The following is a 23981-nucleotide window of genomic DNA, read 5'->3' on the forward strand; positions in this document are numbered from 1 at the left end:
CGATCGGCGGCAGCGTCATGTCCGCGGCCTTTCAGGCCGGACCCGTCAAACCCGGATTTTTGCAAGCGATCGGCGGCAGCGTCATGTCCGCGGCCTTTCAGGCCGGACCCGTCAAACCCGGCCGCCGTCACGTTGGCTGCAGTGGCGACATGTCCGCTTTGTGAAATGCAGGCCAGACGGTTTAGTCTGTTCTTGGACTTTGCACGATTTGTGTTTTGATTTGACGCCCCGAAGGGGCAGCGACATTTCAGCCCAGGGCAACGCCCTGGGAAAATCGGCATATGGTATTTGTACAGCCCTGAAAGGGCGCAACAAGAGTATTTCCATTGCACCGTCTTTTCCGGGAAAAACCCTTTCATTTGCAAAACGTGGACAGGCTGGACGGCCTGTCCCGCGAATCCTTGGAAACGGACCGGCAAATCCATGTGAAGGACTTGCCGGTCGAAAGCATAAAGACAGGTTACGGAACCGGTCGTGAAGGAGAAAACGATGAGACGCAAGAGTGTAATGGGTTTCATGGCGGGCGCATGGGTGCTGGGGTTGTGGTTGCCCGCGGTGTGTTTCGCGCAGGCGGCTTCGCTGGACGATGCGCTGAAGGCCGTGCCGTCGTATGAATTCGGCCAGAGCCGCGAATGCTTGACGGTCGTGTCCGACGCCGTGCGGGATTCACAGGGCAATGCCGAGGCGCGCAAGGATCTGCAAAACAGGCTGCTGGCCATCCTGAAGGGCAAGGCGACGCTCGACGCGAAGCAGTTTGCCTGCCGGGAACTGTCTCTTTTCGCCGACGAGTCGGCGGTTCCCGTTCTGGCGGGCATGCTCGGCTCCAAAGAGACATCCGACATGGCCCGTTACGCCCTCGAACGCATTCCGGGCGAAGCGGCGGACAAGGCGCTGCTCAACGCGCTGGCCGGCGCAAAGGGCATGGTGAAAATCGGCATCGTGAACTCGCTTGGGGTACGGCGATGCGAAGCGGCGGTCAAGGCGCTGGCGCCCTTGGCCACCGACAAAGACAAGGCCGTCGCGGAAGCCGCGCTGGCGGCGTTGGGCCGCATTGGCGGGGAAAAGGCCGTAAATGCGCTGGATGGCGTAAAGAAGGGGCTTGCGCCGGAATTGGGCTGCGCATGGGCGGACGCCTATTTGTTGTGCGCGGACAAAATGCGCGCGGCGGGCGACAATGCCGGCGCCGCGAAACGGTACGAGGCAATTTTCAACAGTGAAAAAGCGGCGAACCTGCGCGTGGCGGCGTTCAACGGGCGTGTCGCGGCATTGGGCGACGCGGGTCTTCCGCTGGTTGTCGAAGCGTTGACCGGCGCGGACACGTTCCTTCGCGCGGCCGCACTCCCCTTTGTGCGCAATTTCAAAGGATCGGCGGCCACGGAAGCCTTTGCGGGCGCCATGGGCAAACTCGATGGCGTGGGGCAGGCGCTTTTGCTGGCGGCGCTGGCGGATCGCGGTGACCCGGCGGCGCTGGGTGCGGTGAATGCCGCCGCCAAGAGCGGCGATCACGGCGTCCGCGTGGCGGCGCTGGCGGCCACGGGCAAACTGGGCGGTGCGGCCTCGGTGCCGGATTTGGCCAAGGCGGCAACCTCGGCGGACAAGGCCGAGAAGGACGCCGCCCGCGGCAGTCTCGATCAACTGCGCGGCACGGATGTGGACGACGCCATCGTGGCCGAGATAAAGAAGGGCGACGCGGCTGTTCGCACGGAACTGATCCGCAGTCTGGGTGCGCGCAATGCGATGGCCACGGTTCCCGTGCTGCTTGAAACGGCCAAGGATGCCGATGAAGGCGTCCGCGCCGAATCGTTCAAGACGCTGGGCGTTCTGGCCGGCGAGAAGGATGTTCCGGCGCTGGTCGAGTTGCTGATTTCGGTGCAGGGCGACAACGCGCGCCGGGAAGCCGAAAAGGCCGTCGTCGCCGCGTCCAAGACCATTGCCGACGAAACGAGACAGTCGGATGGTGTCCTTGCGGCGCTGCCGAAAGCCAAATCGCAGACGGCCAAAGCCTCTTTTTATACCGTTCTGGGCCAGATCGGCGCGAACAGCGGCCTTGATGCCGTTTCCAAGGCCGCCAACAAGAAGGATGAAGCCGGCGAAGCGGCCCTTCGCGCCTTGGCAGGTTGGCCGAAGGCCGAAGCGCTTGATCCCGTCATGGCCCTCGTGAAAAAGAACGCGAAAGACGAAGTTCGCCGCGTGGTGGCCATGCGCGGCGCGTTGCGCCTGCTCGAATTGCCCGGGAAACCGGCCGAAGCCAAACTGGACGCCTATGCGCAACTTATGAAACTCGCCGCAAAACCCGACGAAAAGAAAATGGTGCTGGGTGGTCTCGGCGGCATGAGCGGACCGGGCGCATTGGCGCTGGTCGAGCCGTGCCTGGCCGTCGAAGAATTGCAGAAGGAAGCGGCGCTGGCCGCAGAAAAAATCAAGATCAACGGCTACAAGGCGACCGCCTCGGCCAATGCCGGCGAGGCGCCGAAAGCATTCGACGGCAAGCCGGATACCCGCTGGCATTCGGGCGCGGCCCAAAAGCCGGATATGTCCTACACGCTCGATTTGGGCGCCGAGTACGAGGTGAGCAAGATTACGCTCGACTGCTCGGCGTCGGCGGGCGACTATCCGCGGGGCTACAAGGTGTTCGTGTCGAACGACAAGTCCAACTGGGGCGATGTGGTGGCCGAAGGCAAAGGCGCCGGTCCCGTAACCGAGATTGCCTTCACACCGAAGACCGGACAGCACATCCATATTGTCCAGACCGGCTCGGATGAGAAAAACGTCTGGTCCATCAATGAGTTGAAAGTAGAGACGAAATCCGTGGCAAAGAAAAAATAAGGCCGCATTTCAACACCCGCAAGGGCATGGAAGGAGTTTCCCATGTACAAAATGATGGTGGTGATTGGAGTGGCGATTGTCTTGTCGGCGCCATTCGCGGGAGCACAGGAAATCGAAGCGCCCGAAGGATTCGTGCCGTTGTTTAACGGCAAGGATTTGACCGGCTGGAAAGGTTTGGTTGCCGATCCGGAAAAACGGGCCAAAATGAGTCCCGACGAACTGGCCGCAGCCCAAAAAGCCGCCGACGAAAAGATGCGCGCTCATTGGCGTGTCGAAAACGGTGTGCTGGTGTTCGACGGGAAGGGCGACAGCCTTTGCACGGCAAAGGATTATGGCGATTTTGAGTTGCTGGTTGACTGGAAGATTGAAAAGGGCGGCGACAGCGGGATCTATCTGCGCGGTTCTCCACAGGTTCAAATCTGGGATCCGGCATCCAATCCGGTGGGTTCGGGCGGCCTTTACAACAACCAGAAAAATCCCAGCAACCCCATCAAATGCGCCGACAAACCCGTGGGCGAATGGAACACGTTTCGCATCAGGATGATCGGCGACAAAGTGACGGTGTATCTCAACGACGTGCTGGTCGTGGACAACGTCACAATGGAGAACTATTGGGATCGCAACAAGCCCATTTACCCAACAGGCCAGATAGAGTTGCAAAACCACGGGTCCTCGTTGTATTTCCGCAACATTTTCATCAAGGAGTTGCCGGGCCGTGCGTCTGAAAAATAAGGATCTCTCGCGCCGGACCTTTCTAAAGGCCGCGGCCGCCGCCGCCGCGCCGTACCTTGTTCCGGGCCGCGCCTTGGGACGCGACGGCGCAACCTCGCCGGGCAACCGCATTACGCTGGCGTGCATCGGTGTCAACGGCATGGGCACGGCGGACATGAACGCGTTCCTGGCTCTCGGCGACGTTCAGGTCGTGGCCGTGTGCGATGTCGAAACCCGCCACCGCATGCGCGCCAAGGAACGGGTCGAGGCGCATTATGCCGCGGAAAAGGCTTCGGGCGCCTACAAGGGCTGCGACGCCTACAACGATTTCCGCGAAATAATCGCACGCACGGACATTGACGCGGTGTGCATCGGCACGCCGGATCATTGGCACGTGCCCATTTCCATCATGGCGGCGAAATCGGGCAAGGACGTCTATTGCGAAAAACCGCTGTCGCGCTGCATCGGCGAAGGCCGCCTGCTGTGCGAGACTTTCAAGCGGCATGGCCGCGTATTCCAGACGGGCACGCAGTTGCGATCGACACGCAACGTGCGCTACGCCTGCGAACTCGTGCGCAACGGCCGCATCGGCAAGTTGCACACGATACGCACCTTCGTGCCCTCCGGCAGCGCGATCGCGCCCCAGCCGGTAATGCCCGTTCCGGAAGGGTTTGACTACGATCTATGGCTGGGTCCCGCACCATGGGCCCCTTATACCGAAAAGCGCTGCCATTTCAGTTTCCGGTACATCTCGGATTACGCGGGCGGCGTGATGACGGACCTCGGCGCGCACGACAACGACATCGCGCAATGGGGCAACGACACCGAGCATACGGGCCCCGTCGAAATCGAAGGGAAAGGCGAGTTTCCCAAAGACGGCCTCTACGACACGGCCATGAAACTCAAGGTCCATTACCGTTACGCCAATGGCATCGAATTGATCTGTTCGACCGATCCCAATCCGCAGGGAACGGGCGTACGCTTCGAGGGATCGGACGGATGGATTTATGTCCGCGGAGAGATGGACGCGAGCGATCCGGCCATTCTCAAATCCGACATCGGGCCCAACGAGGTCCATCTGTACGACAGCAACAACCATCAACGGAATTTCGTGGATTGCATGCGTTCCCGAAAGGAAACCATCGCCTCGGCGGAAATCGGCCACCGTTCGTCGTCCATTTGCCATCTCGGCAACATCGCGATGAAACTCGGCCGGAAACTGCGCTGGAATCCGGACAAAGAGGAATTCGTGGACGATCCCGAAGCGAACCGGTTGCTTTGGGCGCCGGTGCGCGCGCCGTGGATCGTGGCATAAGGAAGGAAGAATCGTCGAATGGAGAAGAACAAAGCATTGTCACGCGCCACGATGACGCGGCGCGGATTTTTAAAGCGGGCCGGCACGGTGACGGCGGGCGCTGCGGCGTTTCCCTATATCATTCCTTCGAGCGCCTTGGGCGCGGACGGCGCGGTCACGCCAAGCAATCGCATCGTCATGGGCGCGATAGGCGTCGGCGGGCAGGGCACCGGGAACATGCGCCAGTTTCTGAACAGCCCCGGCGTGCAGATGGTCGCGGTATGCGACTGCGACAAGGGGCGCGTCGAGGCGGCCAAGAAAATCGTGGATGAAAAATACGGCGACCAGGGTTGCGCGGCCTATGGCGATTTCCGCGAATTACTTGCGCGCACGGACATTGACGCGGTGTGCATCGGCACGCCGGATCATTGGCATGGATTGCAGACCATTGCCGCCGCCAAGACCGGAAAGGACATCTACTGCGAAAAGCCGCTCGTCAACACGATTGCCGAAGGCATCGCGGTCCGCGACGCGGTCAACCGTTATGGGCGCGTGCTGCAGACGGGCAGCCATGAACGATCCCGTGACAATGCGCGGTACGCCTGCGAACTTGTCCGAAACGGACGAATCGGCAAATTGCACACGATCCACGTCAACCTGCCGTGGGATTCGCGCGACCTCAGCGCGCTGCCGGTTCCGATGCCCGTGCCGGAAGGTTTCGACTACGACATGTGGCTCGGACCGTGCCCGTGGGAACCGTACACCGAAAAACGTTGCCACTTCTGGTTCCGCTACATCCTTGAATATTCAGGCGGCGAAGTGACGGATCGCGGCGCGCACGTGATTGATATCGGCCAATTGGGCAACAACAGCGACGACACCGGCCCCGTCGAGGTCACAGGCAAAGGCACGTTCCTGAAAAAAGGGCTGTTCGACTGCGCCGTGGATTACCAGTTCGATTTCACCTACGCCAACGGCGTCAGGATGCTCTGCACGACGAACCAGCCGCGCGGCGTGAAGTTCGAGGGAACCGACGGATGGGTCTTCGTGCATATTCACGGCGGCAACCTCGAAGCGAGCAAGCCGGGTCTGCTCAAGGAACGCATCGGGCCGGAAGAAATCCACCTCGGACGCAGCCCGGGGCATCATGCGGATTTCCTCCGCGCGGTGCGGACACGCGGCCTGCCTTTCGCGCCCGTCGAAGTGGGCGTGCGGACGGCGACGATGTGTCATCTGGCGAACATCGCCATGCTGACCGGGCGGACGATCAAATGGGATCCCGTGAAGGAAATTATTACAAACGACGATGAGGCGCGGAAAATGTGCGCGCGCCCAATGCGCGCGCCTTGGACATTGACGTGATCCGACGGATCGGTCGGATCGGTCCGATGACAAAAGGGAAACGAACGCAAGAGGAGTAGAAAACATGAAAACACGTGTGTTGACGGCAATGGCGGCACTGATGTGGCTGGCGATGGCGCCGGCCATGGCGCAGGGCGCGCCGAACGCGGAAAAACTCGGCTGGCGGCTAGGCTGCCAGGCCTATTCCTTCAACCGCTTCACCTTCTTCGAGGCAGTGGACAAGACCGCCTCGCTGGGTCTGAAATATATCGAGGCCTATCCCGGTCAAAAACTGAGCCCCGAACACCCCGAACTGATCTTCGACCACAACATGTCCGAAGACACCATGAAAATGGTGAAGGCCAAACTCGACTCTGCAGGCGTCAAACTGGTCAATTACGGCGTGGTGGGTTTGCCCAACAACGAGGCCGCCTGCAAGAAGGTGTTCGATTTTGCCCAAAAGATGGGTATCGAAACCATCTGCTCGGAACCGCCTGCGAACGCCTTCGACCTGCTCGACAAAATGACGAAGAAATACAAGATCAACGTCGCGATCCACAACCACCCGAAACCGTCGCCGTACTGGAATTACGAGGCTGTGCTGAAGAACTGCAAAGGCCACGGGAAGCGCATCGGCGCCTGCGCGGACACCGGCCACTGGCTGCGTTCGGGCATCGTGCCGCTCGATGCCATCAAGGCGCTGGAAGGCCGCATCATCAGTTTCCATTTCAAAGACCTGAACGAGGCGTCCAAGGACGCGCACGACGTGCCCTGGGGCACGGGCAAGGCGGACGTAAAGGCATTGCTGACGGAAATTCACCGGCAGGGCATCAAGGCCGTCTTTTCGATCGAATACGAGCATAATTGGGAAAATTCGGTCCCCGATATCGCCCAATGCGTTGCGTATTTCGACAAGGTTGCGGCGGAATTGGCCCGGTAGGGCAACCCGAAAGAACGATTCGATTTGACCTCCGATCCGGGGGTTTGCTATGCTATCTTTTTGCCGGGGAACCGGCGGGGCCGGCTACCCTTACCCTATCGGGCGGTTGGACTTCTAGAAAACAGGCATAGGGTGTGTCGTGTGTTTCAACAGCAGAGGCCGTGGTTATCCGCCTCAATGGGCCGGTCGGGCCGGCCGACGGAAAGTGAAAGAGTGCGTACGTTTGATGAACCGATGGATCTCGATGTGGGACTCGAGGAGGAACTGTCCCGGGAAGAGATGGAAGCGTTGTACAGCGAGACGCTTCAAAATTTCAGCGAGGGCGAAGTCGTACGCGGGACGGTGGTGGAAATCGCCGCGGACCGCGTGTTGATGGATATCGGCTACAAGAGTGAAGGCGCGGTGCCCAAGGAAGAATTTCCGGATCCCGACAATATCAACGTCGGCGACTCGTTCGACGTGTACATCGAGCGGCCGGAAGATGAAAACGGCATGCCGGTCCTGTCGAAACTGAAGGCGGACCGCATCAAGAACTGGACGCATATCCAGCGGGTGTACGAGGAAGACGGCGTCATTGAAGGCCGGATCGTCCGGCGCGTCAAGGGCGGGCTGAAGGTGGACATCGGCATAGACGCGTTCATGCCGGCGAGCCAGTTGACATGGCGTCCCACCGGCGATCTCGAACGGTACATCGGTCAGACGATGGAACTGAAAATCATCAAGTTGACGAAACGCCGCCGCAACGTGGTCGTCAGCCGCCGCAAATTGATCGAAGAACAGCGCGCCGACGAAAAAAGCCGGCTGTTGTCCACCATCGAGATCGGCCAGATCATCAAGGGCGAAGTCAAAAATATCACCGATTTCGGCGCCTTCATAGACGTGGGCGGCATAGACGGCCTCCTGCACGTTACGGACATGTCGTGGGGCCGCGTGAAACATCCCTCGCAGGTCGTTTCGGTGGGACAAAAGATCGAAGTCATGGTGTTGAACTTCGATCCGCAGTCCGAACGGATCAGCCTGGGGCTCAAGCAAAAGACCCCGAATCCTTGGCAAACCGCGGCGACGCGATATCCAGTGGGCGGTTTGGCGCGCGGCCGTGTGGTCAGCATGACGGATTACGGCGCGTTTGTCCAGCTTGAGGAAGGCATCGAGGGCATGGTTCATGTCAGCGAGATGAGTTGGACGCGCCGCGTGCGGCATCCCAACGAGATTCTGACGCTGGATCAGGAAGTGGACGTCATGGTGTTGAGCGTGGATCCCGAAGCGGAGAAGATCGCGCTGGGCATCAAGCAGACCCAGCCCAATCCGTGGATGGAATTGAGCCAGCGGTATCCGATCGGTTCGGTGGTCAAGGGCGTGGTCCGCAATCTGACCGATTACGGCGCGTTCATTCAGATCGAAGAAGGTATTGACGGCCTTCTGCATGTGAGCGACATTTCGTGGACGAAGAAGGTCGGCCATCCGTCCGAGGTCATCGAACGCGGCCAGGAACTCGAGGTCAAGATCCTCAGCATCGATCCGCAGAACGAAAAGATCAGCGTCGGCCTGAAGCAACTCGAACGCGATCCGTGGGAAGCGGTCATCGAAAGCACGCCGATCGGGTCGCACGTCGAGGTGGAAATCGCGAAACTGGTCAGTTTCGGCGCGTTCGCGCGTCTTGAAAACGGGATCGAAGGCCTGATTCACGTCAGCGAGGTTTCGGCGGATCGGGTCGCGAAACCCGAAGACGTGCTCGCGGTGGGCGACAAGGTATCGGCAAAGGTGATTGGGATCGATCCCATCGAGCGCAAGATTGCACTGAGCATCCGCGAATACCAGCGCGACCTCGACATTCAGGCGCAGGCCCAATACGGCCAGACCGGTTCCGAACGGGTCAGCGTCGGCGACGTGGTCGGCGACGCCATTCCGCGTTCCATGTTGCAGGCCGGACGCAGCCTGGCGGATGCGGCAAACGAGTTGATGGCGGTTGTGAGCGCACAAATGGCCAACCAAGACAATGCCGCGGCGCCGGAGGCCGCCCCCGAACCGGAGACCGAAAAAAAAGAGGAAACCGCCGAATAAACATCGAACCGCGTCAATCGAAATTCGTTGACGGGGTTTATCCGATTGCGGTACAGTGAAGGAGCGTCGAAAGGCGCTCCTTTTTTGTTGGCGCAATGTATGGACCAACCGGCCGGCCCGATTCGGCGGTTGACGATCGAAAACCGTCAAAAGAGAAAATGGACATAAAGAACGCCTGCGTCACATTGCGGATGCGTCCCGAAGCGGTGTGGTCCTTGGCGTTCCTTTTGGCCTTGAGTACGCGGGTTGGGTACGGCCCCTCGTCGGCAACGAATGAATTCAGGACCGACAGGGGCGGCAGGATGATTCGTGATGCCTTCTTTGTTGGTCATTAGCGGATCCGGGTCGCTGATTGCCGAACTTCGGCCCATCGTCGAACCGTGCGGATGGACGATCCAGCCCGGTCATCCCGATACGGTTCCGTTCCATGCCGCGGACGCGGTGCTGTTCGATTTGCAGACGCCGATCGCCGGCGTGCTCCGGCACATTGAGAATATCTCCACGGCGGCGCCCTGCATGCCGCTCGTCTTTCTCGGTGACGATATAACAGTCGCCCCGGAATGGGGAGAAGGCCTGCGCTACTACGTTTCGCCCCGGCTTCTGAGCGACCTCGAACATGTGCTCATTTCCCTGTCGTACGGGTTTCCGGCGGATGACGCGGAAGCGGCGGAACTGGCCGCGGACCATGCCGTTCCCCGCGTGTTGATTGTGGACGACAGCATGCAACTGGCCGCGCTCATGGCGCGGGCGCTCCGGTCCATGGAACGTTACGACGTGCGGGTGGTCAATACCGGGTTCGAGGCGATTTCTCTCTTGCCGGCCTTCCGGCCCGATGTCGCCATCATTGACATCGTGTTGCATGACATGGACGGCCGCGAAATCTGCACATTCATTCACAACCACCCCGACCTGGGGCACACGAAAATCATCGGCGTTTCGGGATACATGTCCGCGGAACGGCTCGAAAACGATCATGTCCCCCTGCACGCCTTCATCGCAAAGCCGTTTCGCATGAAAGAGATCCTCGATCAAGTCGCGGCGTTCCTCGCATGATACGCATCCCGCCCGAACAGGCCGCCGAAAAGGCGGCGCGCATTGCCGCCGCATTGCCCGCGATGGAATCGTTGCTGACGTCGTGCCGTCTGTGCGGCCATGCCTGCGGCGTGAACCGGCTCGAAGGCAAGACCGGATTCTGCAGGACCGCCCCGGCGGCGGCGGGCGATGCGCGCGTATCCTCGCATACGCTGCATTTTGGCGAGGAGCCCATGCTGGTCGGGCGGGGCGGATCGGGCACGGTCTTTTTTTCACACTGCAATCTGCGCTGTGTGTTTTGCCAGAACCATCAGATCAGCCAGGGCGGCATGGGCGCGCGAACCACGGCCAACGAATTGGCGGACATCTTTCTGACGTTGCAGGGCGAAGGCGCGGAAAATATCAATCTCGTCACGCCGACCCATTACATGTATCCCATCCTGTTGGGACTTCGCCGCGCTTTCCAAAACGGACTGGCGCTGCCCGTCGTCTACAACACGAACGGGTACGACCGCCTCGAATTGCTCCGGCTGCTCGACGGCATCGTGGACATTTATCTCCCCGATATGAAATACATGGACGAGGCGCCCGCCCGCGCCTACTCGCAGGCGCCGGATTATCCCGCCGTCGCCAAGGCCGCCATTCTCGAAATGTACCGCCAAGCCGGCCCCGTCGAACTCGTGGACGGCATAGCGCGAAAAGGACTCATCATCCGCCATTTGATCTTGCCGGGCGGTATTGCCGGCAGTTACGACCTGATTCTGTGGCTTCGCGACATGGGTTTGACCGACGTCACGCTGGGTCTGATGAGCCAGTATTCGCCGCAACACCGCGCACGCGATTTTCCCGAATTGGCCACACGAATCGAATCCCAAGAATATCTTGAAATTGTCCGGTACGCGATTGATCAGGGATTCGAGCATGTCCTGGTTCAGGGGTTCGACAGCGCCGATCTCTACTTGCCCGACTTTGAACGGGAAAAACCCTTTGACAACACCTGAAAAGGGCTACGCCGAAAAGGCGAATCTTGACAAAAACCGGAAACGGTGGCATACTTTTCATGGTGAAAAAGATGATTTCCGGGATTGAACAAAGAGGGGCCGGTTATTGGCCGTTGGTTACGGCAAGGGATATCAATACCCCCCTGCCGCCGGGAATCGGTGTTACTGACACCGTCCCTGCCACAGGATTGTTGAAACGGACCCCGGAAGAAACCTTTCGCGCCGGATTTGGCCAAGGAAGCGTTTCCGTTCCGGGAGCCGTCAAGCGCACCATTGACAAAAACATCCAAGGCGCGAGGCGCCTCAGCGCATGGGAAGCCGCACAGGCAAAAAAGGCGGCCAACCGTCAAGCCCGGATAAATCCAACCGGCAAAGAGGGGCTTGGAATGATTGTGGCCATGAACCGGTCGGCGAGCGTCGCCGAGGCCCGCTTGGCCGGAGAGAAACCGGCGTCCGGTCCCGTCACGGCCACGCTGACGGTCAACGACCAAACCATTTCGTATCTCGCCACGGCTCGGCAAATATCCAACGCGGAATCAACCGCGACGCGGCTGGACGTCCAAGTGTAATACGGTCCGGCCGGGGGGCGCAGGGCCGGCAATCCGATGGAATTTTCCGGCGCCCGCCCATTGCTATTTTCAGAAATTTTGGATATTATTGTGCGGATGATCCGGGTGGGAGTCCTACGGTTCCATCATAAAGGTGTATAGAAGGTCAAAACACTGAAGGAGTATGCAAAAATGAAAATGACAAGGAAGGACAAGGGTTTTACACTGATTGAATTGCTTGTTGTAATCGCCATCATCGGCATTCTGGCCGCCATTCTGCTGCCGGCGCTCGCGCGGGCGCGTGAATCGGCCCGGCGATCGTCGTGCCAGAACAACCTGAAGCAATGGGCGCTGGTCTTCAAGATGTACGCCGGCGAGGCGCAGCAGGGCAAGTTTCCGCCGATGTTGGCCCGCAACGGCCGGCTGCCCATTTACACGAATCGCGAGACCGGCGCCACCGGGCAGACCTATAACGACAACGCCTATGTGGCCTCCGGCCCCGATCCACAAAAAATTTATCCCGAATATCTGACGGACGCGAGCATCTGTTTCTGTCCTTCCGATGCGGAGAGCCGCGTCGAGGGCGCCTACCTGAAGGATGGCACGCCGGCGTTGGCGACGCTCTGCACGGACGCCAACTATTGCGCGGGATCGGTCATGCAGAGTTACTGCTATCTTGGATGGGTGATAGACAAGGCCGACTGGAACGATCTGACGCCGAAAATGACTTTCCCCGCCATTGCCCAATTGCCGGAATTCGAGGCGCCGCAGCAATTGGTCATGGCCGTCTTGAACGGAATCATTCCCGGCTGGCTCAATCCCGATGCGAACGATCCGCAGATCCTCGCTGACGGCGACATCACCATCACCGGCAATCCGGATCCGCCCATCGGCAACGGAAACACCAACACCTGTTACCGCCTGCGCGAGGGCATTGAGCGGTTTTTGGTCACGGACATCAACAATCCCGCCGCGACGGCCCAGGCGCAAAGTTCGCTTTTCATCATGTTCGACCTGCTGGGAACGGAGGCCCGCGCGTTCAATCACGTTCCCGGCGGCTGCAACGTCCTCTACATGGACGGGCACGTCGAGTTCATACGGTATACCCCCGAAGCCGAAAAGGCGCCTGTCAACGCAGGGGTCGCAAATATCGTCGGAATCGTTTTCAAATTTATCGGCGGCTGATCGCCGGAAAAAAGACCGGACAACCGGGTAAAGGCAGAACTGTCATGCAAATCGCGGGAAACGTGTTTCTGGTGACGGGTGGAAGTTCGGGATTGGGCGAGGCGACCGTGCGCGCGCTGGCCGAGAGCGGCGGGCGCGTGATCGTCGCGGACGTCAAGGAGGAGATGGGCCAAGCGCTGGCGCGCGAACTCGGCGACATTGCGCGATTTGCCCCGTGCGATGTCTCCAGCGAACAAAGCGTGCGGGAGGCCATCGGTGCGGCCATGGAACATTTCGGCGGCCTGCACGGGGCGGTGAACTGCGCGGGCGTGGCCCTTGCCATCAAGGTGCTGGGATCGAAAGGCCCGCATCCGCTGGATGCCTTCTCGACGATCCTGAACATCAACCTCGCGGGCACGTTCAACGTGATCCGGCTTGCGGCGCAGGCCATGAGCCAACTCCCCGCAACCGAGTCGGGCGAACGCGGCGTGATCGTCAACACGGCGTCGGTGGCCGCCTTCGATGGGCAGATCGGCCAGGCCGCCTATTCGGCGTCGAAAGGCGGCGTCGTGGCCATGACGCTGCCCATCGCGCGCGAACTGGGCCGGTTCGGCATTCGTGTCGTGACGATCGCCCCCGGCACTTTCGACACGCCGATGCTGGCGATGCTGCCGCAGGAAGTGCGCGACTCGCTGGCCGCGCAGATTCCGTTCCCGCCGCGTTTGGGACGTCCGTGCGAGTTTGCCGCCCTGGTCAAGCACATCGTGGAAAACGAGATGATCAACGGCGAGACCATCCGCATAGACGGCGCGCTCCGTATGGGACCGAAATAAGGGCCGGTTTCAGGCGCCGTCATCACGGGTGCGCACGAAAAGGACGGCCGACATTCGGTCCGGCGTCCACGGGAGGGGCAGACCCTTGTTGCGAAGGGTCTTGCCCCTGTAGGCATGCCGTGCGGCGGTGTCCGCGTCTTCGACCATGAAGTTCCGTCGGGCATCCAGGAAACGCAACGGAAACACCTGTTCGACAGCGTCGCCTTTTTCCCGACGAAACAGCATGACGGCTGCTCCGGTTCCATCCGCAAGGTAGAAGACGACACCCGCCGGCGCGTCTCCATGTTCGGGCGGAAAAAGATCGTAGAGACAGTCGCGTTTGAATGCGTTGATTCGGCGGTATTCTTCGCGGGCTTCCACCAGCATTGCCTGACGCGCACCGTCAATCGCGCCGAGATCGGCCGCAATGCCCCATGTCCCCGCCATGGCGGCCCGGCACCAATACCGGAAGAAGGCCTTGTCGTCCGCGTCTACCCTGTCGGGATTGTTTGTCCACCGGTTGCATGCCCACGGGAAAATGAAATCCATCGCGTTGATCGCGATGGAAATGCTGTCGCGGGCCAACGCGCCGCCGGTATGACCTCCGTCGCAGAGCCACTGGCTTTGCGCCAACCGCACGGTGAACTCATTGATCATACGGCCGCCGCTCTGGCAATTTTCGATGACGAGATCGGGATGGTTGCCGCGGACGCTCTTCAGCGCGTTCTGAAAAGCGCGCACGTTCCTCATGCGTCCGGCGCGCGTGTGTGCCGTGAAAAAATCCTGATCATACTTCCACCATCCCGCATGATAATCGGTGCGCAGCATGGCGACATGACCGGATAAACGGGACGTGAAATCACAGCCGGCCAGATCCAGCAGCCATCCGTCAATGAACTTCCGGTGCATGCCGGGACTGTCAACTTCCGGCGGCAGCGCGGAACGATCGGCCTTGACAAATTGCGGGCATGACCAGAGGCCCGGCATGACATCGGCCTCTTCGAGGGCGCGCATAATACGCACAAAAGACCCATCCGGAAATTTGACCGGATCGGGAACCCAGCGGCCGACGGCCTCGTACCATCCCGCATCCACGATAAATGCGTCGAAATCATAGGGGGACATGGATTCGAGTTGCCGTTCGAGAAAAGCGGCATCCACGCCAAACCGGGCCGCGTACCAGTGATTGTAGGTAAACGGGAAGATCGGCGGGGAAATTCCGTATTCCGCGCGGGCCAGTGCGGCGCGCCATGTCATCCACAAGGCACGCGCCAGGGATTCGTCTTCTTCGGGAACGAACGTCACGGATAGTTCCGGCCCGTCCATCGTTTCACCCGGGGCGAGCGTCAGCTGCGTCTCGTCCGGTGGAAGGTGGACGTCGAACGCAAACGTATCCGGCGCGGCATCAAGCCGGGCGCGCCATCCGCCGCACCATGCCAAGGCAAAATAGACATGGCTTGTCGCCGTTTTCACGACCCAATAAGGATTCATGCCGTTTTCGATTTCATCCGAACTATGAATGCAACTTCCCCACTCGATTCGCATGGGCCGGACTACGGCGTGATTTTCGCGGGAAAACGACAGGGCGCGCCATCCGCGCACTCGTTCGATGCCTTTGAGCGTCCATCGCGCCGTCCAAACCGGAAACCATGGCACGGAACGCGGCTCGACGCCATCGTTTTTAACGCCAATGCGCATTTCAATCAGCGGAGCATGTTTGGCCAGCGACACATGCCAGGTCATCATCAGCCCGCCGGCCAAACTCCGGTGCGTTTCAGCACAAAGGAAGACCGGCGTTTCCGACAAGGTCCAGTCCGCGCCTGAAACAGGGGTTTCCGGCATCAGTTCCCTTGGAATCCAAGCATCTGCGGCACACGGCGGATCGGCCGTGAACACGATCTCGTTGCTCTTGCGCCAACTGGCGGACTCGATAACCGGCGCCCCTTCATGACTGCCCAATGACAGCGATAACATGTCATTTGTCACGACTGCCCCTTCGACGGTAGTCATCCAAAAGGCCACGACGCCAAGCCACATGATGTTATTCCCTGGCCTTGCCGGTTTTGACAGTTTGTCGCCGCGACTTGGTTTTTTCTTCTGTTTCACCGGCCGGTCTGGATTTGCCGGCGAGTATTTCCACCTTGTTATCGCTGGACAGCGCGACGGCAAGATCGATTGCGCCGTCCTTGTTGAAATCCGAGGCGGCGAGGGCGCGCGGCCGCGCGCCGTCGAACGAATAGGTTTCCGTTTTGAAGGCGATCGGCACGGACGGGTTGTCGCTTTGGTTGACGAACGCCACGACCTGTGCCGAGGCGTGGCAGGCGGCGGCGATGTCCGGGCGCTGATCCTGGTTCAGGTCGGCGGCAAGGATGTCGCGGATCTCATGTTCGAGCGCGTCGCGCCGCGTGCCCAGCGCAATCTCCTGTGAAACGCTGAAATTGAATCGGGCGTCGCCAAAGAAAATCACGATGGAATCGTCGGTGTGGCAATGGGCCACGACAAGATCCAAGCGGCCGTCGCGGTTCATGTCGGCCACGGCCATTTTGCCGGGGAGCCGTCCCCGCGCCGGAAACCGCGCGGCGGGTTCAAAGCCGCCCGCGCCGTCGCCTTTCCAGAGGGCAATGTCGCCCGCGCTGTACAAGGTGGCGGCCAGGTCGAGATTCCCGTCCCCGTCGAAATCGGCCGCCGCAATATCGCGCGGACCGCCGGGCGCGGGGAATGATTTCGACTCGCCGAAATAGGTGTCCGCACGGCCAGGAAAGAACAGGATAATGTCGCTCGACCATCCCGCCGCCACGGCATCCCGAAGGGAATCCTTGTTGAAATCGCCCAAGGCGACCGAGGTCAGGCCGGGAACGGTGAACACCGGTTCATGGCTGCTGTTGGTCATCCGGTTGTAGGCCAGTTTCTCGTCGGGGATTTTGAAATAGTGCGGCTCGAAGACATTCGCGCCCATATTGCGGAACAGGGCAAGGTCGTTATGGCGCACGGCCATAAAACTCGCCACGACGATATCCGGCGCCTTGAGCGCGTCCACATTCGCGATGGCCACGGCATACGGCGCGAAATCGGCGCGCAGGGGCGGCACGGCCTCGTATTCAAGGCTGGCCTTGGACATCAGCACAGACACCTCGTCGTTTGCGGGACGTTCCTGCCGTGGATCGCCCATCACACCCGTGTTGGCCGTGACGATATCGGGATAACCGTCGCCGTTCAGATCGGCCAGCGCGACAGCCTTCGGATTCGGTCCGACCTGATAGGTTTTTCCGCACCTTGCGAAAATCTGGGCATTCGCGGATGGATCTGTCAAAAGCGACAGGGCGGCCAGCACGAATGTAAAAACGCGCATGGCGTTACGATGGGCCGCGCGCGACATTCTGCATTCCCTATTGTCCACGTTGCGCCTCCTACTTGGAACCCAGTCCCTTCACGGCAGCGAACTGGGCGGCCAGTTCGATAGCCGCGACAAGGCTGTCCTCGCGCGCGTTGCCTGTTCCGGCGATGTCGTAGGCCGTTCCATGATCCACCGACGTCCGAATAATGGGGATGCCAAGCGTCACGTTGACGCCTTCATCCATGGCGACCAGTTTGGCCGGGATATGTCCCTGGTCGTGGTACATCGCCACAACCAGATCGAATTCGCCGTCGCGCATGCGGCGAAACACCGTGTCGGCGGGATACGGCCCGGAACAGTCAATGTCCTCGGATCGGCAAGTCTCGATGGCGGGGACGATTTCCGTTTCCTCCTCGAAACCGAAGGCTCCCCCTTCCGCCGCATGAGGATTGAGCGCCGCGACCGCAATCTTTTTACGGGGCAGACCCAGCCGGACCAGCGCCTCGTGGCCGGTCCGGATGGAGGTCGCGATGCGATCTTTCCGCACTGCGGCGATCGCATCGAGCATGGACATGTGCGACGTAATGTGAACCAGCCGCATCCCGCCCGCGAACAGACACATCCGGTAGTCGGGGCTTTCCGTCATGTCGGCAATCAGTTCCGTATGTCCCGCATACGGATATCCGGCCCTGTGGATGCCTTCCTTGTTGATGGGACATGTGACGATGGCGGCTACCCGCTTTTCGACGGCCCAGCGAACCGCCGTCTTTACCCATTCGACCGCACAACGCCCCGCGTCGGCGCTCAATACGCCCGGCGTCCGCGCCGGCGCGGGCCGGTCCGCGTCGAAAATCGGCACGCCGTCCGCCTCCGCATGCGCGCCGACATCCCGGACCGGCCGGGCGGGCGGACATTCCGGCGCAAACGCGCGCGCGGCATCGAACGCGCGCCAATCGCCCACGACGATCGGCCTGCACGCCATCCACGGTTCGGGACGCGCAAGCGCCTTGGCCAGTATTTCAGGTCCAATCCCGTTCACGTCGCCCATCGTAACGGCTATCAGGGGCAATCCCATGGCTCATCATCCTCGCGATTGTCGGATAAAACGATAGCATACGCGATGCGATTGGACATGAACAATTCGGGATCCCGTGATTGTGTTTCGCCGTCTTGTCGCGCGCGGCATCGTTCTCACGCCGAACAGGCGAGGCGCCGTTTTACGGCGGCAAATCTTGAAACTGGAAAATCCGCTGGTACGGCGCGCTACAATACGTTTCATTCACCTTGCTAATGGAAGGAGTATGACGTGTTGAGAGTAGGGATTGTCGGGATGGGACCCATCGGCAACCTTCATGCCGATTGCTATGGGACAAGCGCCCATGCGCGCGTGGTCGCAGTGTGCGACCGGATTATGGAGCGGGCGGACAAGGCCGCGGCGCGGCTGGGCGTGCCGGCCTTTTACGATGCGGCCGAGATGCTGAAACAGGTTCAACCGGACATCTGCGGCATTACGACGGGGGGGTATGAATATTCGAGCGATCATTACGAGCCGACGATGCAGGCGCTGGATGCGGGCTGTCATGTGCTGGGCGAGAAGCCGATTGCGAATGAAATCGCGCAAGCCGAAGAAATGGTTGCGCTGGCCAAAGCAAAGAACCGTTGTTACGGCATCAATCTGAATCACCGCTTCACGCCCATGGCGCGCACGGCCCGGAAATGGATTGATTCGGGACGCCTGGGGCGGCTGCTTTTCGTGAACATGGCGATGTGGATCAAGAATCCCGCCGAAAGTTCGCCGTGGTTTCAAATCAAGGCCCTGCATCCGCACACCGTGGATATCATGCGCTATTTCTGCGGTGACATCACGCATGTCCAGTGTTTCGCGATGAAGGCGCCCGGGCGCTCGATTTGGAGCACGGCCCATTTCAACATGCGGTTTGCGAACGACGTGGTCGGCGGGTTGACGGGCAGTTACGACATCGAGCGCGGCCATCCAATGGAGCGGTGCGAAGTCGCCGGAACAGAGGGACGCTTTGTCCTTGAAGACATGTTCGATCGCCTGACGTTCTATCCCGCCGGCCACGTCGAAACGACCGTCATCCGCAACACGGTTTTCGGCCCGTTTACGGAAAAAACGTTCGCGGACACGTTCCGCAACCGGATACATCGTTTCGTCGAACAGATCGCGGAGGGATGTCCGCCCGACGCCATTGACGGATCGGGCGCGGACGGCCTTGCGGCGCAGAAAGTATTGGCGGCGGCCATCGAATCCATCGAACAGGAGACCGTAGTGCGAATCCGATAAGGATGAGAAATGACGGATGAACGATGATCCGGGGGAAAAGCGGCCTGAAGGCGGAAAAGAAAGCCTTGCCGTTTTCTATCTGTTCCTCCTCTATACGGCCGGCGTCGCGCATTGGATGGGTCTGTTCTGGACGGCAAGGTTCCATGCGCTCGACTGGCTGCTCGAGGCCCGGTATCACGCGATCCTCCGCGAAGCGCTGACACAGGGGAAAATCCCGTACCTGATGAACTATGCGGGGCACTATTCAGACCGTTTCCTCGCCCTGCCCGAAACGCCGCTGTCGCCGCAATTCCTCCTGTTGCCGTTCATGGGTGATGCCGCCTTCCATCATTTCAACGCGATCCTGATGTATTCGGTGGGTTTTCTCGGCATCCTGTGGATTCGCCGGGAACACCGGCTCCGCCTCCTTCCCTTCACGTTTTTATTCCTGCTGTTTCATTTCAACGGATATTTGATCGCGCGGATTGCGGCGGGCCAAATCATGTGGTACGGCTATTATTTCCTGCCGTATTTCCATCTGCTGGCCGTGCGACTTGTCAGGCGACCCGACGCAAAACGGCCCGCCATCGCGCTGGTGTTCGTTCTTGCGGCCATGCTCCTGCAGGGATCCTTTCACATCTTTTTCTGGTGCATGATGTTTCTGGGACTCATGCTCGTCTTCAATCCCTCTCGTTGGCGCGCGCTGACCTTTGTGATCGGCGGGACCGTAATGCTGAATGCCTGCCGTCTCGTTCCCGGCGCGATCGCCATCAAACCGCAGCGCATGGACCTCGGCGGAGGCTATCCCTCGCTGGGCGTGTTGCTGGATGCGTTCACGGCCCTGAAAGATTTTCGCGAGAGTCTCTCGATAGGAATCTTCGGACACTCCATCGCCGTCTACTGGTGGGAACTGGATTGTTTCATCGGCATGACGGGGTTCGGCATTCTTTTATACTTCGGCCTCTGGCGTTGGAAATCGGGCAAGGCATGGCATTCGTTCGCGGGACCGTGTGCCGTAATGTTTCTTCTGTCGCTGGGCATGACGTATTCCCTTGCAACGGCCTTGAACCTGCCGTTTGCCCAATTGCAGCGTCTGCCGGCGCGTTTCATCGTGATTCCGTTCACTTTTGCCCTGCTGGTGGCGTCCGTGGAAATGGATCAATTTCTGCGCGACCCCGAACGAAACGCGGCATGGCGCGTGTTTCTGGCGATTGGCGCGGCGCTGCTGGCTGCCGAATTATGGCGGCATTCGTCCCTGTGGCGCGTGGCCGACATCGAAAACTCGCCCGTGCTCCTGAAAATGGAACCCGTGGTCTCCGTGGCCATCCGCGCGCCCGATTGGAGCGATCCGGGATTTCGCGTCTATGCGGCGGCCGTTTGGATTTCCCTGGCGGTGTCCTGCGTGGCGGGCCTTGCGTTGGTCCGGCGGTTCATGACTTCGGACCGATGATCAGCCTGAGCCAGAGCAGAATGTCTTCGGCGGCATGGGTGGGGCCATCGAGCAAGTTCGTGCCGTGGGCGGAACCGGCATACTCGCGCAGTTCGCACAATCCCGACGCGGCCTTCTTGAGTGTCGCGCAAGACTCGGCGGAGTAAGAGTCGCCCTGCGACGTTACCAGCAGCGCCGGCCGCTTGCCTAGTTCCCGGATGGCCTGTTCCGTCTCGACGCCTTTGTAGTCGAGACCGGGTGAAACCATGACCGTGGCCGCAACATCGGGATGGTTCAGCGCATATCGCAGGACAAGATTCGCGCCGATGCTCGCTCCCACGACGGCCACATTGTCGGGATCGGCGCCGTATTCAAGCAAGGTTTTATGCGCCGAGGCCATATCGTCCAGAATGGCTAGCCAATCTCTTGTCTCGAATGTGCGGTAAGAGATGGCTTGCCCCCCGCGCATCATGCTGTCGCCATGCCCCCGGGCATCGAACGCCAGACACAGATATCCCGCGCGCTGCGCCCGGGCGGCAAAAGAATCCCATCCCGTCCGGCTCGATCCCGCCATGTGAAGCAATATCAATCCCGGCGGATTGTTCGTCGCATTTTCAGGAAAAAAGATCGTGGCGTGCAGAATCATGCCGTCGGAACTGTTGAACACGACATCCTTGCGGGAAAGGGATGTTTCGGCGGGCATCGGCCGGCCGCAGGCCGTCAAAAAAAAGAACGCCACCGCGGCCGGCAAGAACTTCCTAATCCGCAAAGACGCGATTGTCGGCTGCTTATCCAACGGAATCACTATGTCCCTGAAAGCACCGAGTTTTTTGCATGGATTCGCCTGATCCAACTGTGCACGGGGAATCCTTTGGGCACGGAACGGAGGACAGACTGTCCAGTCTGTCTTTTCCAAAGCCATGTCATGTCCATGGACGGACAGGCTGGACAGCCGGTCCCACATTCGCCCTTGTTTCCAACCCATCCAACCTGAACAAGGCCCTTTCTTTGGGAATTTCAGATTGGAGCACGTCTCGACGACTCGGCGCTCTCGAGTTATGTCCTCGAGGTCCTTTTCGTCCTTCCAAAACAAAGAACAGCCACCCTTCGTCCACGGGGACGAAAGGTGACTGTTGTATTTCGATTCCGGGAACTAGCCGAGCTGGAAGATGCTCTCAAGTTTCATGGCGAGCGTCATGTCGCCCTGGATCTTGAGTTTGCCCGTGATGAACGCCGTCTGGCCGTTCATCTGGCCGTTCATCAATGCCATCCAGTCCGCCGCCGCGGCCGTAAGGGTGATGGTTGGATTATCGGCCTTGCCGTCGCCGATTTCCACATCGCCACCCGCGATCTTGACATACTTTTCGCCGCCGCCGTCGCCGGTGGCCACGAACTGGAACGTCGCGTTCATCGCGCCCAGCTTGCCTTTGTCAATCTTGTTGGGGAGTTCCGCGAAGAACCCTTCAAAACTGTCCGCCATGTTACTTCCTCCTTTGTTGATTCCAATAGCCCTGCCACACAACACCGCTGGTCGGTCCCACCACCAGCGCCAAAAACGTTCGCCCGGCGAACGCGGATGTACTTTATCACACATCGCGCGGACTGTCAAAAAGAGAATCGCCCGATCGCCGTGCTTCACCGCACGGGGACGGCTATCGCAGGACGATGACGATGGCGTCGGGCGGACTGTCAACGATAAAGGACCCAGCGTGCTTCAACGTTTCGGGCTGGAAGTCGCATGTGTAATAGACATCGTATGCGCCGTTCGGCAAGTAGAGCAATGCTTCACCCGCCGCAGGCACTTCCAGATCTTTGCCTCGCCGGCCATGCCCGCGCAATCCCACGTTTAGGTCGTAAGAGTAGGGATTGACGATATGCACGTCGTGCGGCCCGCGGCCGATTTGCTGCGAATATTTTGGAAGTCGCGCCTTGCGTACGCGTGTGGACGGGTTGATTTTGTCGCCCACGCGAAACACCGCCTTCTTTTCGGGCAAGACGCCGGCCGTCTCGTCCGCGGTTTCCCTTCCGGCGCCTTCCGGAAGTGTTTCCGGAAATTCCGCAAATAGATTCGAGGTGTCCGCCGATCCGGATGAATCGGCGGCCGGTCCGGGGATTGTATGCCTTGGTTCCGTTGGTGTTTGCGTCGTGGGTTTGGCTTCCCTCGCCGGGACAAGTTCGGCCAGCATCTCCTCGTTTTTCTTTTCAAGCGGAGGCACGACCAGACTGGTTAGGCGGTCGAGACGTCCGCCGCGAAACCGGGCCGCGAAATACGACTTGTCGGCATTGCGCCATTTGACGATGGCATCCAACGGAAATGATCCCGAAATCGGCGTCGCGTCGCTTCCGATGATGGAACGAATTTCCTCGTAGGTCATGCCCAGTTTCAGTGCGCTGTACTTTTCCGCGGCCGATTTCGGCTTTTCCGGATCGGCGGGCGGCGGCGTTACGGGCGGAGCAGGCGGCGGTTCCGGCGCTGAAACGGGGACGGACACGACCTCGGGGGGCACAGAGGGTGGTTCCGGCGTTTGCAAGGTCATTTGGGTTTCCGAAACGGGCGCGGCGGCGTCGGGAATTCCCCCGCAGAACACCATCAGAAGCACGCCGATCGGCGTCATGACGGCCAGCAACGGCCAACCGCCGATCATCGGCTTCACGGCCCGGCGACTGGCTACGCGGATGCTGGGATCCTTTTCCATCATCAGACGATCAATGGTTTCCTCGATGGTGCTTCCCGCGCTGCGCGGCTGAAAGAGGACGAACAGGGGACCCATGACCGGGACCAGTCCCCACAAGCCCCACACCGCCGAATAGCCTTTCGCCCGGCTGAGACACATCAATCCGGCAACGAGCAGACAGGCGCCGCCGATGGCGTACACGGGATCCCCGACATAAAGGCCGTACATTTGCAGCGCGAATCCGGGAAAACCCCACGCTATTGCCGCAGTATGCACACCACGCGCCATAGGACCGCCTTGTTCAAACCGCCCGAAACGTCATTCGCAACCCGAAAACAACAAAGTCAGTATGCCCCCTTCCGTAATTTTTTTCAAACGGGATCGCGTCTGGCGCTTTTCCAAACGACGATGACCCGGCTGCCGAAATCAGTTTGAAACCCCATCTCTGTCCAAATGGCGGCTTGCAGAAAGCCATTTTGGAGTAAATAGACAACGTTTTTTCCGGGAAAGCGTTCTTGGGACACCTTTT

At 60.0% G+C, this 23981-nt stretch carries 19 protein-coding genes; 13 read left to right on the forward strand and 6 right to left on the reverse strand.

Annotated elements, in window-relative coordinates; all coding sequences use genetic code 11:
• Positions 1-489: 489 nt before the first annotated feature.
• From P5540_14820 to P5540_14870, 11 genes are all read left to right on the forward strand, one after another.
• A complete protein-coding gene (locus P5540_14820) occupies positions 490-2826 on the forward strand; it encodes a HEAT repeat domain-containing protein (GenBank protein HRT66088.1) in 2337 nt (778 codons plus the stop codon).
• A gap of 42 nt (positions 2827-2868) precedes the next feature.
• Positions 2869-3558, forward strand: coding sequence for a DUF1080 domain-containing protein (locus P5540_14825; protein ID HRT66089.1), 690 nt, complete (start codon positions 2869-2871; stop codon positions 3556-3558).
• Positions 3542-4852 carry a Gfo/Idh/MocA family oxidoreductase gene (locus tag P5540_14830; GenBank protein ID HRT66090.1) on the forward strand — a complete coding sequence of 437 codons (1311 nt, stop codon included), beginning with the start codon at positions 3542-3544 and terminating at the stop codon, positions 4850-4852. The genes P5540_14825 and P5540_14830 overlap by 17 nt, the downstream gene beginning before the upstream one ends.
• An 18-nt stretch (positions 4853-4870) precedes the next feature.
• Positions 4871-6193, forward strand: coding sequence for a Gfo/Idh/MocA family oxidoreductase (locus tag P5540_14835; GenBank protein ID HRT66091.1), 1323 nt, complete (start codon positions 4871-4873; stop codon positions 6191-6193).
• A 64-nt stretch (positions 6194-6257) separates the two neighbouring features.
• Entirely contained in the window at positions 6258-7112 is an 855-nt protein-coding gene (locus P5540_14840; protein HRT66092.1) for a sugar phosphate isomerase/epimerase, read from the forward strand.
• Positions 7113-7325: 213 nt separating this feature from the next.
• A complete protein-coding gene (locus tag P5540_14845; GenBank protein ID HRT66093.1) occupies positions 7326-9173 on the forward strand; it encodes a 30S ribosomal protein S1 in 1848 nt (615 codons plus the stop codon).
• 312 nt (positions 9174-9485) lie between these two features.
• Positions 9486-10226 (forward strand): response regulator, encoded by a 741-nt coding sequence (locus tag P5540_14850; protein HRT66094.1) that lies wholly within the window; start codon positions 9486-9488, stop codon positions 10224-10226.
• Positions 10223-11206, forward strand: a complete 984-nt coding sequence (locus tag P5540_14855) for a radical SAM protein (protein ID HRT66095.1) — start codon at positions 10223-10225, stop codon at positions 11204-11206. Before P5540_14850 ends, P5540_14855 begins: the two co-directional genes overlap by 4 nt.
• Positions 11207-11265: 59 nt before the next feature.
• Positions 11266-11775, forward strand: coding sequence for a hypothetical protein (locus P5540_14860; protein HRT66096.1), 510 nt, complete (start codon positions 11266-11268; stop codon positions 11773-11775).
• A gap of 177 nt (positions 11776-11952) precedes the next feature.
• Positions 11953-12939 (forward strand): DUF1559 domain-containing protein, encoded by a 987-nt coding sequence (locus P5540_14865; GenBank protein HRT66097.1) that lies wholly within the window; start codon positions 11953-11955, stop codon positions 12937-12939.
• 44 nt (positions 12940-12983) lie between these two features.
• Complete coding sequence (locus P5540_14870; protein HRT66098.1) at positions 12984-13751, forward strand: 3-hydroxyacyl-CoA dehydrogenase; 768 nt, start codon at positions 12984-12986, stop codon at positions 13749-13751.
• Positions 13752-13760: 9 nt separating this feature from the next.
• On the opposite strand, the gene P5540_14875 is transcribed toward P5540_14870, so the two are convergent.
• From P5540_14875 to pdxA, 3 genes are read right to left on the reverse strand one after another with little or no spacing between them, the layout of a single operon-like run.
• Positions 13761-15716: an alpha-galactosidase gene (locus tag P5540_14875; protein HRT66099.1), complete on the reverse strand. Its 1956-nt coding sequence runs from the start codon at positions 15714-15716 to the stop codon at positions 13761-13763.
• 55 nt (positions 15717-15771) lie between these two features.
• Positions 15772-17106: an FG-GAP-like repeat-containing protein gene (locus P5540_14880; GenBank protein HRT66100.1), complete on the reverse strand. Its 1335-nt coding sequence runs from the start codon at positions 17104-17106 to the stop codon at positions 15772-15774.
• 31 nt (positions 17107-17137) lie between these two features.
• A complete protein-coding gene (gene pdxA, locus P5540_14885) occupies positions 17138-18139 on the reverse strand; it encodes a 4-hydroxythreonine-4-phosphate dehydrogenase PdxA (GenBank protein ID HRT66101.1) in 1002 nt (333 codons plus the stop codon).
• Positions 18140-18370: 231 nt separating this feature from the next.
• On the opposite strand from pdxA, the gene P5540_14890 reads away from it, so the two are divergent.
• Both P5540_14890 and P5540_14895 read left to right on the forward strand, forming a co-directional pair.
• Positions 18371-19369, forward strand: coding sequence for a Gfo/Idh/MocA family oxidoreductase (locus tag P5540_14890; protein HRT66102.1), 999 nt, complete (start codon positions 18371-18373; stop codon positions 19367-19369).
• A gap of 16 nt (positions 19370-19385) precedes the next feature.
• The gene (locus tag P5540_14895) at positions 19386-20798 is read left to right on the forward strand and encodes a hypothetical protein (protein ID HRT66103.1); all 1413 of its coding nucleotides are present in this window, start codon (positions 19386-19388) and stop codon (positions 20796-20798) included.
• On the opposite strand, the gene P5540_14900 is transcribed toward P5540_14895, so the two are convergent.
• The 3 genes from P5540_14900 to P5540_14910 form a co-directional block, all read right to left on the reverse strand.
• Positions 20779-21528 (reverse strand): alpha/beta fold hydrolase, encoded by a 750-nt coding sequence (locus P5540_14900; GenBank protein ID HRT66104.1) that lies wholly within the window; start codon positions 21526-21528, stop codon positions 20779-20781. The two genes, P5540_14895 and P5540_14900, sit on opposite strands and share 20 nt — an antisense overlap.
• A gap of 402 nt (positions 21529-21930) precedes the next feature.
• Entirely contained in the window at positions 21931-22257 is a 327-nt protein-coding gene (locus P5540_14905; protein HRT66105.1) for an SCP2 sterol-binding domain-containing protein, read from the reverse strand.
• Between the two features lie 172 nt (positions 22258-22429).
• Positions 22430-23740, reverse strand: a complete 1311-nt coding sequence (locus tag P5540_14910; protein ID HRT66106.1) for a hypothetical protein — start codon at positions 23738-23740, stop codon at positions 22430-22432.
• Positions 23741-23981: the final 241 nt, after the last annotated feature.

The organism is Candidatus Hydrogenedentota bacterium (assembly GCA_035450225.1).
Classification (GTDB): Bacteria; Hydrogenedentota; Hydrogenedentia; order Hydrogenedentales; family SLHB01; genus DSVR01.